At 34.7% G+C, this 14982-nt stretch carries 16 protein-coding genes; 5 read left to right on the forward strand and 11 right to left on the reverse strand.

The window, feature by feature from the left end:
- From TH67_RS04405 to TH67_RS04425, 5 genes are all read right to left on the reverse strand, one after another.
- On the reverse strand, positions 1-1212 hold the full coding sequence (locus tag TH67_RS04405) for a beta-ketoacyl-ACP synthase II (protein WP_072594527.1): 1212 nt from the start codon (positions 1210-1212) through the stop codon (positions 1-3).
- Between the two features lie 34 nt (positions 1213-1246).
- Positions 1247-1480, reverse strand: coding sequence for an acyl carrier protein (acpP, locus tag TH67_RS04410; RefSeq protein WP_021091725.1), 234 nt, complete (start codon positions 1478-1480; stop codon positions 1247-1249).
- 88 nt (positions 1481-1568) lie between these two features.
- Positions 1569-2312: a 3-oxoacyl-ACP reductase FabG gene (gene fabG / locus TH67_RS04415; RefSeq protein WP_072594528.1), complete on the reverse strand. Its 744-nt coding sequence runs from the start codon at positions 2310-2312 to the stop codon at positions 1569-1571.
- A 58-nt stretch (positions 2313-2370) separates the two neighbouring features.
- Complete coding sequence (locus TH67_RS04420; protein WP_072594529.1) at positions 2371-2790, reverse strand: hypothetical protein; 420 nt, start codon at positions 2788-2790, stop codon at positions 2371-2373.
- A complete protein-coding gene (locus TH67_RS04425) occupies positions 2791-3159 on the reverse strand; it encodes an L-arabinose ABC transporter (protein WP_072594530.1) in 369 nt (122 codons plus the stop codon).
- Positions 3160-3243: 84 nt separating this feature from the next.
- Between TH67_RS04425 and TH67_RS04430 the strand changes: the two genes are divergently transcribed.
- Entirely contained in the window at positions 3244-3765 is a 522-nt protein-coding gene (locus tag TH67_RS04430) for an ATP/GTP-binding protein (RefSeq protein ID WP_072594531.1), read from the forward strand.
- 18 nt (positions 3766-3783) lie between these two features.
- Here TH67_RS04430 and TH67_RS04435 read toward each other — a convergent pair whose 3' ends face one another.
- Together TH67_RS04435 and dut are read right to left on the reverse strand one after the other, a co-directional pair.
- Positions 3784-4524 carry an EI24 domain-containing protein gene (locus tag TH67_RS04435; RefSeq protein ID WP_072594532.1) on the reverse strand — a complete coding sequence of 247 codons (741 nt, stop codon included), beginning with the start codon at positions 4522-4524 and terminating at the stop codon, positions 3784-3786.
- Positions 4521-5216 (reverse strand): dUTPase, encoded by a 696-nt coding sequence (gene dut / locus TH67_RS04440; RefSeq protein ID WP_072594533.1) that lies wholly within the window; start codon positions 5214-5216, stop codon positions 4521-4523. Before dut ends, TH67_RS04435 begins: the two co-directional genes overlap by 4 nt.
- Positions 5217-5345: 129 nt before the next feature.
- Here dut and TH67_RS04445 point away from each other — a divergent pair, with 129 nt between their 5' ends.
- Entirely contained in the window at positions 5346-5534 is a 189-nt protein-coding gene (locus tag TH67_RS04445) for a hypothetical protein (RefSeq protein ID WP_021091806.1), read from the forward strand.
- Here TH67_RS04445 and TH67_RS04450 read toward each other — a convergent pair.
- On the reverse strand, positions 5531-7735 hold the full coding sequence (locus tag TH67_RS04450; protein WP_072594534.1) for a putative bifunctional diguanylate cyclase/phosphodiesterase: 2205 nt from the start codon (positions 7733-7735) through the stop codon (positions 5531-5533). The genes TH67_RS04445 and TH67_RS04450 overlap by 4 nt on opposite strands.
- 241 nt (positions 7736-7976) lie before the next feature.
- On the opposite strand from TH67_RS04450, the gene TH67_RS04455 reads away from it, so the two are divergent.
- Positions 7977-8516 carry a hypothetical protein gene (locus TH67_RS04455; RefSeq protein ID WP_072594535.1) on the forward strand — a complete coding sequence of 180 codons (540 nt, stop codon included), beginning with the start codon at positions 7977-7979 and terminating at the stop codon, positions 8514-8516.
- On the opposite strand, the gene TH67_RS04460 is transcribed toward TH67_RS04455, so the two are convergent.
- Both TH67_RS04460 and ciaB read right to left on the reverse strand, forming a co-directional pair.
- On the reverse strand, positions 8509-10392 hold the full coding sequence (locus TH67_RS04460; RefSeq protein ID WP_257638037.1) for a putative bifunctional diguanylate cyclase/phosphodiesterase: 1884 nt from the start codon (positions 10390-10392) through the stop codon (positions 8509-8511). The two genes, TH67_RS04455 and TH67_RS04460, sit on opposite strands and share 8 nt — an antisense overlap.
- Positions 10393-10845: 453 nt before the next feature.
- Positions 10846-12687, reverse strand: a complete 1842-nt coding sequence (gene ciaB / locus TH67_RS04465) for an invasion protein CiaB (RefSeq protein ID WP_072594537.1) — start codon at positions 12685-12687, stop codon at positions 10846-10848.
- A 90-nt stretch (positions 12688-12777) separates the two neighbouring features.
- Here ciaB and TH67_RS04470 point away from each other — a divergent pair, with 90 nt between their 5' ends.
- Positions 12778-13191: an acyl-CoA thioesterase gene (locus TH67_RS04470; RefSeq protein WP_072594538.1), complete on the forward strand. Its 414-nt coding sequence runs from the start codon at positions 12778-12780 to the stop codon at positions 13189-13191.
- Between the two features lie 148 nt (positions 13192-13339).
- Positions 13340-13978, forward strand: a complete 639-nt coding sequence (locus tag TH67_RS04475) for a Crp/Fnr family transcriptional regulator (RefSeq protein WP_072594539.1) — start codon at positions 13340-13342, stop codon at positions 13976-13978.
- 80 nt (positions 13979-14058) lie between these two features.
- Here TH67_RS04475 and TH67_RS04480 read toward each other — a convergent pair whose 3' ends face one another.
- Positions 14059-14925 (reverse strand): formate/nitrite transporter family protein, encoded by an 867-nt coding sequence (locus TH67_RS04480; RefSeq protein WP_072594540.1) that lies wholly within the window; start codon positions 14923-14925, stop codon positions 14059-14061.
- Positions 14926-14982 lie beyond the last annotated feature (57 nt).

Consider the following 14982-nt stretch of genomic DNA (forward strand, 5'->3'; position numbering starts at 1 on the left):
TTAATCCAACTTTTTAAATATCACGACGCCATTCGTGCCGCCAAAGCCAAACGAATTGCTCATAACAGCCTTTATATCAGCTTTTCTAGCTTTATTTGGAACATAGTCTAGATCACACTCTGGATCAGGAGTTTCGTAGTTTATTGTTGGAGGGATAATGCCGTCTCTCATTGCCATTATAGATATAACAGCCTCGATCGCACCAGCACCACCTAGGCAGTGTCCAGTTTGACCTTTTGTTGAGCTAACTGGTGGACATTTGTCACCAAAAACTGCTTTTAACGCCGCAGTTTCATTCTTGTCATTTACAGGTGTTGAAGTACCATGTGCATTGACATAATCTATCTTTACACCTTTTGCCATATCAAGTGCTTGTTTCATCGCACTTAATGGACCTTCAAGTGTTGGTGACGTGATATGATGAGCATCTCCACTCTCGCCAAATCCAACTACTTCAGCATAAATTTTAGCACCTCTTGCAATAGCTGACTCATACTCTTCAAGTACAAGCGCACCGGCTCCTTCACCCATTACAAAACCATCACGATTTGCGTCAAATGGCCTTGATGCCTTACTTGGCTCATCATTTCTAGTTGAGAGAGCTTTCATTGCTGCAAAGCCGCCTATACCTACACCACAAATAGTAGACTCAGCGCCGATAACTAGCATATTTGTAGCTTGACCAATCATAATGCATTTTACAGCTTGCGATATCGCATGAGTGCTTGCTGCACATGCTGTTACACTAGACAAATTTGGACCCTTAAGTCCGTGATTTATAGAAACTATACCACCTAGCATATTTACAAGTGCAGATGGAATGAAAAATGGTGAAATTCTCTTTACACCTTTTTCAAAATATGTAATCGAGTTTTTCTCAATATTTGGCAAACCGCCTATACCAGCTGCTGAACTAACGCCAAATTTATGAGTATCAAACTCTTTAAAATTTGCATCAGCCATAGCTTCATTAGATGCTTTTATGCCAAGCTGTATGAAACGATCTACTTTTTTTACCTCTTTGCCGTCTAAAATGCTATTTGGATCAAAATCAGTTATTTCGGCAGCAATTTTAACAGGAAAGTCACTTACATCAAAGCTTGTGATCTCTTTCACACCTGTTTTACCCTCGCAAATAGCCTTAAAAGAGCTCTCTTTGTCAAGACCAAGTGCGTTTATCATGCCTATACCAGTTACAACGACTCGTTTCAATACATCTCCTTAAATCAAACTGTGCAAATTTAAATTATTTGCCTAGTTTTTCTATATAATTTACAACGTCTTGAATGCTTATTAATTTCTCTGCTTCGCTATCAGGAATTTCTACTTCAAATTTCTCTTCTAAAGCCATAACTAGCTCTACAACGTCAAGTGAATCAGCGCCTAAATCCTCAATGATTTTAGACTCTAATTTTACTGCTTGTGGATCTACACTTAGTTGCTCTACAACTACGTCTCTTACGTCTTCAAATACTGCCATTTTAAGGTCTCCTTATAAAAAATGTCTGTTATCTTATAATATTTACGCTTTTATTTATTTTAAATTTCAAAACTTGTCTGAAATTTACCTACATATAAAGTCCGCCATTTATTTTAAGCGTCTCACCAGTTACGTAGCTTGCATGATCACTTAGTAAAAATGCTACTACCTCAGCTACTTCACTAGCACTGCCGAAACGTTTTAACGGGATATTATCGCTATAAGTTTTTTTCACCTCATCACTTAGTCCATGCGTCATATCAGTCTCGATAAAGCCCGGAGTTACGCTATTAAAGCGTATATTTCTGCTTGCACCCTCTTTTGCAAAGCTCTTACTCATAGCGATCAGTCCGCCCTTGCTGGCTGAATAGTTTACCTGTCCTGCATTTCCCATCTCACCAACGATAGATGCGACGTTTACGACCGCTCCAAAGCGCTTTTTGCTCATCACTTTCAAAGCCTCTCTACATCCTATGAAAGCTGAAGTTAAATTTGCATTTATCACATCTGTAAATTCGCTAGTTTTCATGCGAAGTGCTAGCTTATCATTTGTGATGCCGGCGTTATTTACGAGATAGCTTAGCTCGCCGTCGCTATCAACTATCAAATTTATACCTTTTATAAACTCATCTTCGTCTGTTGCGTCAAATTTTATCACTGCAGCCTTGCCGCCATTTTGCTCGATCTCAGCCTGCAAAGCGTCTGCTATCTCAGGCTTTGAGCGGTAGTTTATCCACACTTTTAAGCCCATATTTGCAAGCGTTTTTGCGATCTGTGCGCCGATACCTCTACTTGCGCCTGTTATTAGCACGTTTTTTCCGCTAAATTTCATAGATTCTCCTTATTTTTTTCTAATTTTTCAACGATTGTAGCTTATATAAGCTTAACGTCTAAATTTTATCGTTTCTTTCCCACTTTATCTTTTTGCCGAAACCAAGAACATTACTTGTAAATTTTAGTTTTTCAAGGCTTATGCACCAAATTTTTGGATCCATTGCTTTTGCATAAAAAAATCTTTTAAAGTAAATTTCTCGCTCACTTGCGCTAGCCTCGCTCATCACTCCTTGAAACTGTACGCCCTCTATCTTGCCAACGATCTTTGTATCAAGAGCGACTGTACCAGCAACAAGCTTTGAGTTTTTTAAAAATTTGATATGTGAGCTCTCATCAGAGCTAGCTAACAAAAGGCTAAAATTTAGCTCATCAAAGGCGTAAAATGCGCTAAAAGCGTAAGGCTGACCCTCATCATCAATGGCGCAGACACTTGCAAGATGCATCTTTTTTAGAAATTTTACTATCCTCTCATCCATCTAAATTCCCCTAAAAATGTCAAGAATGGTTTGAAATTTAAAGATGACTACAGCGATTATCAATACCCAAAGCGTAAAAATAATAAGCTCTATTAGAGTAAATTTATCTTTTGCAACTTTTTTAAAAACAAGCATAGTTAAAAGCGCTCCCAAAAAGCCGCCGATTAACGAAAAATAGTGGATCGCATTAACCTTTACAAAGCTTGGCAAAAACCCTTTAAAAAATAGTGAAAACATCAAAATAGCAAGCAAATTTGCAAGTATCAAATAATAGCCAACGACTGGTAAAACTGGGTAGAGCCTAGCAAAGCCAAAGCTTAAAACAGTGATAAGCATAAGCAAAAAGATCCTAGTCCCAAAACAACACATCGCCCGTCCTTTTTTGACGCATTTTACAAAATTTTGCTTTATGAAATTAAAATTTTGCCGATTTAGCCTCAAAAGGATTTAAAAATGCAAACAAATTTTTACTCTCAAGGAAGCTATAACAACATGAGCTTTTCGATGAAAACTAGCTCAGGCGATGAGATAAGCTTTTCGATGTATGACAACAAAAGTTTGGAGTTTTCAAGCCAGAAAAATGGCACTTCTAGCCAAAGAAGTCTAACTCTAACTCACGAATACGGCTATGAGTTTTTATATAAAGGAAACGGCATAGACGAGCAAGATATGAAAGAGATCGAAGAGGCGATGAAGCAAATTCGCCCACAAGTTGATGAATTTATGAAAAACGTCAAAGAGGGCGACAAGATCGCGGGTAGCAGCCAAAGCATAAGCGATCTTTCAAACAAGATCAAGCAGATGCTGCCTGATGCAAAAGACCTAAATCACAAAAATTTCATAAATGACAATATGCTAAAGATGTTTGACGAACTTTTAGCTAAAAATAATGCGAACAAAAATCTACTAAGTGCGACAAAAAGGCTATTTGATACCTTACTTGACGAGAGCAAAAAAGTATCTTACTACGCTTAAATTTAGAGCTTTTTGGCTCTAAATTTTTATAAGTGTTTCTTTCTCAAAAAAGAGGTGCGACAAGACTATCACAAAATAAAGCTGAAAAAACAACCCAACAAGCGGCACAAGCGATATTAGATAAAACAAAAATGTAAAAGCTACAAATTTTATCCCGCCACCTTCAAGCAGAGCAAGCTCAAATTTCTCGCTATCAAGAGTGTTTGAGCCAACGTCTATTAGTAAAAGTTTATAGTAGATATAAAAGAACGGCACATTGATGATGAAGAAATTTACAAACGGCACAAATAAAAGTGGCAGGCAAACGAGCAATATCCCAAGAAATTTCATGATCTCAATCATCATCACCTTTAGCACTCTAGCCATGCTAACCTCGCTTTTAAGCACGTAGTTGTAATGTCTTTTGTTTATCTCTTTAGTAACAACTGGAGTTAAAAAGCCAGCTACGATTAGGGCAATCACGATGCTAATGATGATCGTTAAAAAGGTGCTTAAAACGTAAAAAAGTATACTAACTATCCACTTAGTAGCACTAAAACTTAAAATTTTAATAGCTATAAAAGAGATCGTCGAGTTTGGCTCTAAAAAGGCAAAATTTTCGTTTTTAGCGCTATCACTTAAAAGGTCAAATATCTCACCACCGCCCCAGATGCTAAGCCAAGCTAGGCAGACGATGCTAAGGCAAAGTGGCAAGATAGATAACGTTATAAATTTGGCTGTAAGAAAATCTTTAAACCCAAGGCGAAGAAGGTTTATCATTTCACCTTTTTATATTCATGCTCAAGTGCTGCGTAAATTTCACCTATCTTACTAACGCCATTTGACAAAATTTCACTCATCACTTTATTATCTTCGCGTCCGTTCCAATTTTTCTTATAGCTGCCTTCTTTGTAGCCATTATTTTGACGGAAGCGATTTAGCACGTTTTTAGCGATGTAGCACTCATAAAGCGAGTATAAATTTACGCCACATTTTAAAGACATAGAGAAGTAAATTTTTAAAATATCAAATATATCGTAGTCAAACCCGCTGCACTCATGTATAAGCATCTCAACATCATTCATTATCTCATAAATGCTCTCATCTTCGATCCTTAATGGCTCTTTACAAAACTCACTAAAACCGCTTGATTGGCAAATATCATCGGCTAAAGTTTCTATATCCCCAAGCTGTTTTGATTTATAAATTTGCAAAGCCAGACTCATTATAAAGTGCCAGATATCAACAACTTCTATGCGTAAATTTTGCTCATCAGTCTTAGCATCTATGCTCTTCCAGTGTTTCCATGCAAAGCTATCAATCAGCTCAGCGCACTCCATATATATGCAGCGTCTCCAGCTAATTAATTTATTTTTATTAGTATAACCATTTTCCCAGCCAAGTCCATTTGTCTCATCATTTAGGCTTTGCTGCATCTTTAACATCTCTAAAATAATCGTTCTTTCATTCATTTTAGACCCTTTTAAATTTTAAAGGATTATAACAAAAAATTATTAAATGCCACGAGGTAAGCTTGACTTAAATCATTTTATGTATAAAATTTAGGAGCTAAAATAGGCAAAAATTTCAAAGGAGAAAAAATGAGAGAAAAAGATCTAGTGGTTTGCAATGTTTGCGGACTAAAAAGCAGTGATGATACAAATGCAGTTTTTATCCACGCTCATAAAAATGGCGAAGAAGTTGATATCTGCACCAGTTGTGTTCCAAGCGTGATCCATGGCTCAGGTATGGTCGTAAAATCAAACGAAGAGATAAAGGCTGAAATTTAAACTTTAGCTATCATTTGAGGATCTTGTCTTACAAGGTCTTCAAATTCTTTTGCACTCATAGGACGAGATAAGAAGAATCCTTGCACTTCATTACAATCAAGCTCTTTTAAGAAACGAATGTCTTCTTCTTTTTCTATGCCTTTTGCACCAACTTTTATCTTCATTGCCTTTGCCAAATCGATAATTGCAGATACAATTTGTGCATCTATTTTGCTATTTGATGCTTGAGCAACAAATTCACTTGCTATTTTTATACGCTTAACACCGTATTTTCTAATATAAATAAATGAAGTATATCCAGAGCCAAAATTATCTATGCAAATGTCTATATTATTTTCTTTAAGAATAGAAAAAATTTTATCGAGCGTTTTAGAATTATTTGTCCATATTTCTTCGCCAAATTCTATTTCAAAAAGCTCTGGATTTATATGGTGCGAGCGTAAGATAGAAATAAAATCTAAAACAAATTTTTCTGATTTACTTTGAATCTGCGCAACATTTATGCTTATTTTTGGTATCAAGAGTTTTTCTCTTTGCCATATATCTATATACTCTATAGTCTTTGAAACTAAAAGCGAGCAAATATCATTTAAAATATCACTATTTACATTGACCTCTTTCATAAATTTGCTTGCTTCCATCAAGCCAAATTTTTCTGATTTCCAATATAAAAAAACCTCTGCGCAAATCATTTTTTCGATTTTTAGATCAAATATTGGTTGAAAATACACATGAAGGTCTTCTTGTAAATTAGCTTTTTTAAGCGCGATCTCGATGCTTGAGCTTAGGTGCATTTCATTGCTAATTTTATCGCTATAAACCATAGGATTTAAAGCTGGATTTTTCTTGGCATAATACATTGCCATATCTGCATTTTTTATAATATTTCTTGGGTTTGCCGTGCTATTTTTTGTTGCTACGTCTATGCCTATTATGCACTTAAGCCCAAAATGATATCTATCTATTTGAATTGGTTTTTCAATAGCGTCTTTTAAGGCAATACCAAGATTTAAGCGTTTTGTATGACTATTTATCTCCATTTTTGCTAGTACGATAAATTCGTCCGCACTAATCCTTGCTATGGCTTCTTGTCTATTGCAAACTTCAAGTATCCTTTTTGCAACTAATTTTAAAATTCTATCACCTATTTCATGCCCGTAAGATGTATTTATGCTTTTAAAACGGCTTAAATTTATATAATAAACTGCGATTTCCTCATCTTCAGAAATGCTTTTACACATTCTTTCAAGCTCATTTACTATAAAATTTCTATTGCCAAGATCTGTTAGATAGTCTTTCTCAGACATATCTTGAAGTCTTAAATTTGCGAGCATAAGTTCATTGGTTCGCTCATGCATCGACTTTTCCATCTCTCTATGAAGATTTCTCTCATAATCTAATATTTTTCTACTTGCAATAGAGCTTTTAACATAGTAATTAACAATAGCATTTACAACTAAAACAAAAAGTGAGATGAGCGCACTAAAAGATGTTAGATCTTCTTGTAATAGCAAAGGTAAAACTATTATTATTGGTAGCCATTTTGATCCTATTGAGATATCTTTATCGGTATTTGTAACATATTCGTTTTGGGCTTTTAAATGAAAAGCTCCTATCATCAAGAAGAAGAAAGGAACGATATATAAAAAATCTATTTTATGGCCAAAATTTACATTTGAGATCTGACCATAAAAAATAAATAAATTTAGCATCGTAAATAAAATACTAGCCGATATAAGGTAAAAGCCGCTAATTTTTATATGAAGCAAACTGCTTGTAAAAACCTCGCTTAAAGTGATAAAAAGTATAAGAAAATTTATGGCTACAATAGAGAGAAAAACGATATTTGATCTATTATTTATCATTGATAAGATATCTACTTCATCAAAAATACCATATATTAACATTGCTATTAAAAAAAAGACACTTATGCTATCCATAATGATGGCTAGTTTCTCTTGACTAGCTGCAAATTTTGAATACAAAAATATACTAACACCAGCTAAAATAGATATCATCGGCAACATAAAAAACACATCAAGATACGCATAAGAACTATGAGTCCGCAATAGCACATCTTGATTTAACACCATTAATGCATCACAAATAGACCATAAAAAAACACCAAAACATATTGCAAGCCAATGCGTTATTTTGGTTTTTACTTTATCCATTGAAGTATAAATGCCAAAAGTTATCATAAAGAAACTAAGCAAAATAGATATTTTTCCAATTAGATTATAGTCTAGTAAAGATGCCAATAGTGCAAATACGAATAGCGCTACAACTGCAATTAAAATCCATTTTCGCATACCAGTTATAGATGATTTTGATATTAAAAAAATAGTGTCCCTCTCCTAAGAAATAGTCCAAATTATACAAAAATTGACTTTGCTTTTGGTTATAATTTCCCAAAAATTTTAAAATTCACAAAGGTATCTTATGAAGTGCAATATCGTCATAAATGGACAAAATTTAATAGATTATAAATCTTTTATCTTATTTTTCTCAAAGGCAGCAAGAAAGCAGTATTTTATAAACACATTTATGATATTTACTGAAGCCATCATAGCTGGTTTTGTTGCTGATATGCTATTAAAAAGTAAAATTTTTACTGTTATTGGAGCTGTTTTTGCTATATTTTGGATCATTTTTTATCCTATTTTTTTAAAAAGAAGTCGCATAGCTGCATTAAAGAGAATTGAAATTTCAGACGTTCAAAAGCAAATGAATTTTGAAGTAAATGAGAAATTTCTGGCTTACTATGAAGGCGAACCCAAAGAAAATGAAAAATTTGACCTAAATGAAGTTAGTGAAATTTATGAACTCAAAAATATCTTTATCGTTTTTTTAGAAGAAAAAATTCATCTAATAATCCCAAAAGATGAAACTAGCTCAAAAATGATAAATGAGCTGGCTAAACTTTGCCATAAAGATATTTTGAAATTTGAAAATTTTAGCGCAAAGAGTGTGCTTAAATAGCGCTTATTATAAGCTTTTCAAAATCCTCTGCACTCATTGGCTTACCCCAAAGATACCCTTGCACCTCATCGCATCCAAGCTCTCTTAAAATTTCAAGCTGGGTTTCATCTTCGACGCCTTCAGCAATAGTCTTTAGCTCCACATTTTTAGCCAAAGCTATAACGCTTTTTACCACGTCTTTATCTATATCATTTTTAGCAATATTATCTATCAGCTCTTTAGCGATCTTTAGGTGACTCATAGGATATTTTTTGATGTAACTCATCGATGAAAAACCGGTACCAAAATCATCTATAGAGATGCAAATTCCTCTATTAGAAAGCTCAGATAACACACTTTGCATCATCTCTTCTGCATTGACAAGGCTAGCCTCAGTGATCTCAACATCTACACAAGATGGATCGATGCCGTATCTATCTATATAGCTTAAAAATTTAGATGCAAAATTTATATTATCAATCTGTTTTGGCGAGATATTTATACCTATTTTTAGATTCATATTATATTTCTCATTCCAAAAGGCCATTTGTTTTATAGCATTTTTTGCCACCCATTTTCCTATCGCATTGATAATCGAGCTTTGTTCGGCTATTGGGATAAATTTTGATTGATCTACTGGACCTTTTATAGGAGAGTTCCACCTAACAAGAGCCTCTGCTCCTACTATTTTTTTACCTTCTATTAGATACTGGGGCTGAAATTTTAGCTCAAATTCTTCATCAAAGCTTATGCTATTTAGCAATATTTCTATGTAGTTTCTATCCTGAATCATGCTTTTTATATCATTATAAAAAACATACTTTTCAGATGCGTCTTTTTTTGCTGCTTCTAGTGCTGCTTCTGATTGCATGATAAAATCATCAGCCAAAATTTCACTAGTTTGTGTCGAGCTAATCCCTATTTTTGCATCAAGTACAATTTTATAATCATCTATAACGATTGGCTCTGAAATAGCTTTTAGTAGATAATGTAAAAATTCCCTGCAATGCACATTTTCATTTTGCTTGACAACAACAATAAAGTCATCGCCGCCAGATCTTGCAAATAAGGAATCGTTTGGTGGTAATATTGACTCAATATTTAAAGCAAACTTTGCTATTACATCATCACCGACATAATGCCCATACGAGTCATTTATCGCTTTAAAATGGTTTATGTCAATACTATAAATATCTATCTTTTCGCCAAGCGCCTTTGACTTTATCATCTCTTCAAGCCTTGCGATAAAATACTGGCGATTTAGAGCATTTGTCAAATAATCATATTTACTGATCCTTTGTAGGTGCCTATTTGTCTCTTCAAGCTCTTTTACTTTACTTTCTATCTGGTTATTTAACACTTTTTTGATATGTATTTCACGTTTAATTAAAATATCCATCTTTCTAACATTAGAAAATGTATAAGATAATGCTCCGTATGCAAGCAAAGTAACTAAAATAGAAAATAACCATGTCAAATTTATCTTCCAAGAGTACAAGATCATAATCGTCAAAAATACGGCGAAAACAAATAGCTTTTGTATTAAAATTTTATCAAAATCGTTTCTGAGTGCCCTAAATTTTAGATTTGCCTCACCCTCTCTTAAATGAAGCGCAGCAACAAACAACATAAAAAATGAACTCTTAAATACAATGTCGTATCCAGAAAAGGATATTTCATCTATCCAAAAATCCATTGTAGTGGTAAAAACATCATAAGTGCTTATTACAATAAGTGCTATCAAGCATAAAAGTATAGATAGTCTTCTTTTTGAAAATTTGAGTGAAAAAAATGCAATAAATGAAGTACAAAACATAAATAAATCTATGGCGATGTAACTTAGATTAAAAAAATCTTTTTGACTTAAAACTTGAGTTAAATTTCTATTAAAAATCATAAACCACATAAAACTAAAATATATTGCGGAAATAGAGACTGAGTCCACAAATACTTGCATTAAAAATAAATTTTTCAAATTTTTGATCAAAATATAAAAAGCAGAAAATGCAAACATAAAATATGAGACCAAGTATGAGATTTGTATAAAATTGACTTTAGGGAGAAATTGTTTAAGAAAATCAACCTTATCATATAGCATCCACATAGTGTCTGATGCTACCCAGCAAGTAAGGCCTAATAATATATATATCCAATATGTTTTTAAATTTTTTGTCTCTTTTAGCTTTAAAAAGATAAATAATGTGATCATAAAATCAAATAGAGCAGTAATTATGCCATTATAAAAACTACTAGCAATAAAATAACTAACAACATATACACAAAAAAGTATCAACATAAATGAAAAAGATACTTGATTTTCGTTACTTATTTTACTTATCATGTTCCGTCTTTATCTATCTTTCTCTGCCTTTTTGGCTAAGCTTTGCCATCTTTGCCACTCGCCACTTTCATCGACGTCGTTGCCGATAGCTTCGTATCTAGCGTAAAAATGCTCAACAAATTTCTTGCACTCTTCATCTTTTGGCAAATAGCTTAGTTCATCTTTTTGGCAAAATTTCTCCAAAAACGTGCTCGCATCATCTTTTTTAGCGTATGTTTGCGCTAGATCGTAATAGTTCTCTAAGCAAATTTCTTTAAATTTAGCGTAAGCTTGCTCGCTCATATCCACGCTTAATTTGCCGTTAAATTTAAGCACTCCAGCCCTAAAAAGCAAGCTAAGATGTATGAGCCCCTCGCAGTAGTAAGCCCTCACCTCATCGACCTTTCGCCATGCGATAAGCCCAACCGCACGGGCGATCAGCTCGTGAAAGACGGCCATTTTATACTCCGCCTCTTCGTGCAAGAAGAAATTTACTAACCCGCCAGTCGTCGCCTTGTACTCTTCTATAAATTTAAAGACGCCACTTTTATTCATGCTCATCTCGGTATCAAGTCCGATAAAGAGAATGTGCCCAAACTCATGACCGATCGTTGAGATTTCATAGACTTTTTTCCAAATTTTTGGCTTTAAAAATAAAATCTCTCTACCAAAATCTAAAAATTCCTTGCTAAAAATTTCAGCCCCAAGCTTCATAAAAGGCTTTGCCTTTGCTCCTTCATAGACGTGATTTACAAAGGCAAAAATTTTCTTGCCACATTTAGCGCTAACACTCTCATCGTTTGGCACGACCTGAGCGCTAAAAAGCCCGTTTAGCTCCGCTGCGTAATAGATCATCGGCACGCTTATATAAAGCTGCGTTCTAGCGATATTTTCACTAACTGCCCTATTTGTCGCAGCGTTATCAAATTTTATCTTTTCGCAAACACTCTTATAAGTTTTTGCCACTTTTTCTTTAAAATTATGCTCATCTATGCCCTCGCTATCAACAAGCCTGATATCCCACTCAAGCGCAACCGCGTGCGTGTATGCATCTTCGTAGTATTCTAGTGGATGGCCTGGCTGAAGCGGACCTTTTACCTCCATCCACGCTATCTCAGCCTCTTGCCAAGCGTTTATCACCTTTGTAATATCTTCTTCACAAAAGGCATTTTGTAGCTTTTCAAGGTATTTGACATAAGATTTTTGCTCGTCATTTTTGGCTAAATTTCTTAAAATTTCAAGATTTTTAGCAAAGACGCTTTTAAGCTCTCTCACCTCATCTTTAAAAGCAAGTGCATAAGGCAAAAAGCTAAATTTATCACCTTCTTTTACTACCGCGCCATACGCTCTATCAGCCCTTACGCCGTTAGCGTCACACTGAAATAAGCCGTTTTTAGTGATAAACTCATTTGCCTGGCTTAGATCTTTAAATTTAGCCTCAAACCCTTTATTTGTGGTATCTATTATCTTTTCTTGCCATGAAATTTGCCACGCATTTAGGCTTAGGCCAAGCTCGTGCATAGCCTGCACAAAGGCTTGGTTAAATGGATCTAAAATTTTCTCTTCTTTGGCCTTTTCTAAAAGCTTGATGTGCAGATTTTCATATAAATTTCTAACGTAGTTATACATTAAATTTAGCACTCGTTTTTGCTCGTCATCGCCTAAATTTAGCTTTTTTAGCTCATTTTGAAGCGGATCTACTTTAAGATCTACTATCCTTCTTGCAAGGGCTAGTTTTTGGCTTGGTGTGCCAGCAAGGCCGCAAATTTTAACAGCCTCGTTTATAATGTCATCGTCTAAATTTTTATAAATAGCATTTAACTTATTTTTTTGCTCTTTTGTGAGTTCATTTAATCTTTTAAAATCGTTCATTTTTTCATCCCCTGAAGTTGCAAGATTTTAGCATAAAGCCTTAAAATTTGCTACAATCAACAAAAAATTTTAACATCTAAAAGGCAAAAAATGGATATTTTAAAAGATTTTGGTGAGCCGCGTATCAAACAAGTTATGTTGCCAAAGGATACAAACTCAGCTGGAAATATTTTTGGTGGCTGGATAATGAGTCAGATCGACCTTGCAGGTGCACAAGCTGCAAGAGAAATTTCTCCCGAGCGCGTTGTGACGATTTCTATGAAAGAGATCATTTTCAAGCAACCTGTCTTTGTTGGCGATGTGCTAAGCTGCTACGCTAAAATCATCTCTGTTGGCAAAACTTCGATAACAACGCAAATAGAAGTGACTGCACTTAGGCTAAATGACGGTGGCTTTAGAGAGACTATACATGTCACAAGCGCTATTGCAACCTACGTCAGTGTAACAAAAGATGGACTTAAAAAGCCAATCGATGAGAGACTAAAACAGCTTCATGGATTTTAAAAATTTGGTTGCAATTTATGCAACCAAATTAAAAAATTAATACTACTTTTAAAAATTATTGAAATTCTTAAACTAAAAGCAATATTTTTCAACTTCTTTAAATGCTTTGTGAAGTAAAATCAGGCTCTATACATTTTTTGGGAGAAAAATGAAAAAATCACGTCTAGGTCTTTTGCAAACACAAATCACAAAGATCCTAACTCAAAATGAGCTTGATAAATTTGAGTATAAAGAGCTACCAAAAACAAGCATAATCTACACCGAAGAGATCAAGATCATTATCTTAAAAAGTGGCTGTGCAAAGCTCTCATTTTTTGAAGATGGAGAAGAATTTATCCTTTATCATTTAGAAGCGAGCAACATCGCCGTACTTGATGATAATTGTGCTTTTGAAGTGCTTGAAGATGCTGAAATTTATACTATAAATTTAAACAAAATAGGTGAAATTTTATCAAATGCAAATGTCGCAGATGAAATTTTAAAAGCTGTGCTAAATGCAGTGATCGTGCAACGCCAAATCATAAAATCCATACTTTTTGAAGATGCAAAAGGTAGGATTGCAAATTTTTTGATCGAGCTTGCAAAGGAGCAAGATCTAAAGCAAAATGGATATCACTACATATTTTTGCCATTTTCTCTAAAGGTGCTCTCAAGCTTTGTGGGGCTCAAACGTCAAAGCGCTTCAACTGCTTTTAATGAGCTTATAAAAGATGACATCATAAGAAAGATCACACCACACGAGTTTTTAATAATTGATTATGAAAAACTTGAAAGTTACACAAACTAAAAATCAAAAATTTTTATAATAGCTAGCAAAGAGTAGTCTTAGAGGATTAGTCTTTGCCAAGAAGCAAAGACTAAAAATTTTTAAGCTTTTTTCTTCATATCAAATTTATTCGCCATAAAGCCAACTAAACCAACAAAGAAAAGTCCGCCACAGATATTACCAAGTGTAACTGGAACTAAGTTTTTACCGATGAAATTTCCCCAGTTTAAAACTTCTAGTTTTTCAGCCGTAATTCCATGTCCTAAAGCTGCAGCTGCAGCAGCGATATCTCCGCCGTTTGCTGCTATATAGTGAGCTTTTGAGATGATGGCTTCAGTGATGATGAACATATTTGCCACGCAGTGCTCCATAGAGCAAGCTACAAATGCGCCGATCATCCACATAATAGCAAAGAATTTACCAGATAGATTGCTCTCACTTGTCGCAGTCCAAATAGACATACAAACAAAGACGTTACAAAAAATTCCGCGGATAAATAGCTCATGAAATGGTGCTGTAATCTTGCCAATACCAGCTGGTATAAAGTGCTGTAAGATGTAGCCATCATACTTTAGTGGCAAGCCTGAATAGTAGTACATATAAGCGATCAGTGCGCCGCCAACGAAGTTAAATATCCAAACGATAGCCCAGTATCCGATAGTCTTACCTAGTTTTAGCTTTCCTTCATATGCGCTAACGCCACTTAAAACTGAGCTTGTAAAAAGATGTCCGCCATAAAAGACAACCATCATAAGGCCACAGCTAAATGTGATACCGCCGATAAAATTTGAAAGACCAATAGACTGATTTTCAGCCATACCAACTGTCGAGTGAGCCCAAAAAATATCACCCATAGCAATAGCAGCTCCAGCCATGATAGCAAGGAAGATAATACTAGTAAGCGGCATATGAGCCTTATGCTCCATAGAGCTTGAGACCGCTTGAGCGGTTTCTGCCGGATTTAACATCACATTCTCCTTTTTATTTTCAATCTCGCACATGAGCCAGGCTCATCTTTGCGACCA

Source organism: Campylobacter concisus (assembly GCF_001891085.1).
Classification (GTDB): Bacteria; Campylobacterota; Campylobacteria; order Campylobacterales; family Campylobacteraceae; genus Campylobacter_A; species Campylobacter_A concisus_O.

Bases quoted from the DNA above. Each gene is read 5' to 3' on its own strand.
- TH67_RS04455 (WP_072594535.1), top strand. From the start codon at position 7,977: ATGAAGTGCAATATCGTCATAAATGGACAAAATTTAATAGATTATAAA.
- TH67_RS04475 (WP_072594539.1), top strand. From the start codon at position 13,340: ATGAAAAAATCACGTCTAGGTCTTTTGCAAACACAAATCACAAAGATC.
- TH67_RS04445 (WP_021091806.1), top strand. From the start codon at position 5,346: ATGAGAGAAAAAGATCTAGTGGTTTGCAATGTTTGCGGACTAAAAAGC.
- TH67_RS04470 (WP_072594538.1), top strand. From the start codon at position 12,778: ATGGATATTTTAAAAGATTTTGGTGAGCCGCGTATCAAACAAGTTATG.
- ciaB (WP_072594537.1), bottom strand. From the start codon at position 12,687: ATGAACGATTTTAAAAGATTAAATGAACTCACAAAAGAGCAAAAAAAT.
- TH67_RS04480 (WP_072594540.1), bottom strand. From the start codon at position 14,925: ATGTTAAATCCGGCAGAAACCGCTCAAGCGGTCTCAAGCTCTATGGAG.
- TH67_RS04460 (WP_257638037.1), bottom strand. From the start codon at position 10,392: ATGATTTTTAATAGAAATTTAACTCAAGTTTTAAGTCAAAAAGATTTT.
- fabG (WP_072594528.1), bottom strand. From the start codon at position 2,312: ATGAAATTTAGCGGAAAAAACGTGCTAATAACAGGCGCAAGTAGAGGT.
- TH67_RS04425 (WP_072594530.1), bottom strand. From the start codon at position 3,159: ATGTGTTGTTTTGGGACTAGGATCTTTTTGCTTATGCTTATCACTGTT.
- TH67_RS04430 (WP_072594531.1), top strand. From the start codon at position 3,244: ATGCAAACAAATTTTTACTCTCAAGGAAGCTATAACAACATGAGCTTT.
- acpP (WP_021091725.1), bottom strand. From the start codon at position 1,480: ATGGCAGTATTTGAAGACGTAAGAGACGTAGTTGTAGAGCAACTAAGT.
- TH67_RS04420 (WP_072594529.1), bottom strand. From the start codon at position 2,790: ATGGATGAGAGGATAGTAAAATTTCTAAAAAAGATGCATCTTGCAAGT.
- TH67_RS04450 (WP_072594534.1), bottom strand. From the start codon at position 7,735: ATGATAACTTTTGGCATTTATACTTCAATGGATAAAGTAAAAACCAAA.
- dut (WP_072594533.1), bottom strand. From the start codon at position 5,216: ATGAATGAAAGAACGATTATTTTAGAGATGTTAAAGATGCAGCAAAGC.
- TH67_RS04435 (WP_072594532.1), bottom strand. From the start codon at position 4,524: ATGATAAACCTTCTTCGCCTTGGGTTTAAAGATTTTCTTACAGCCAAA.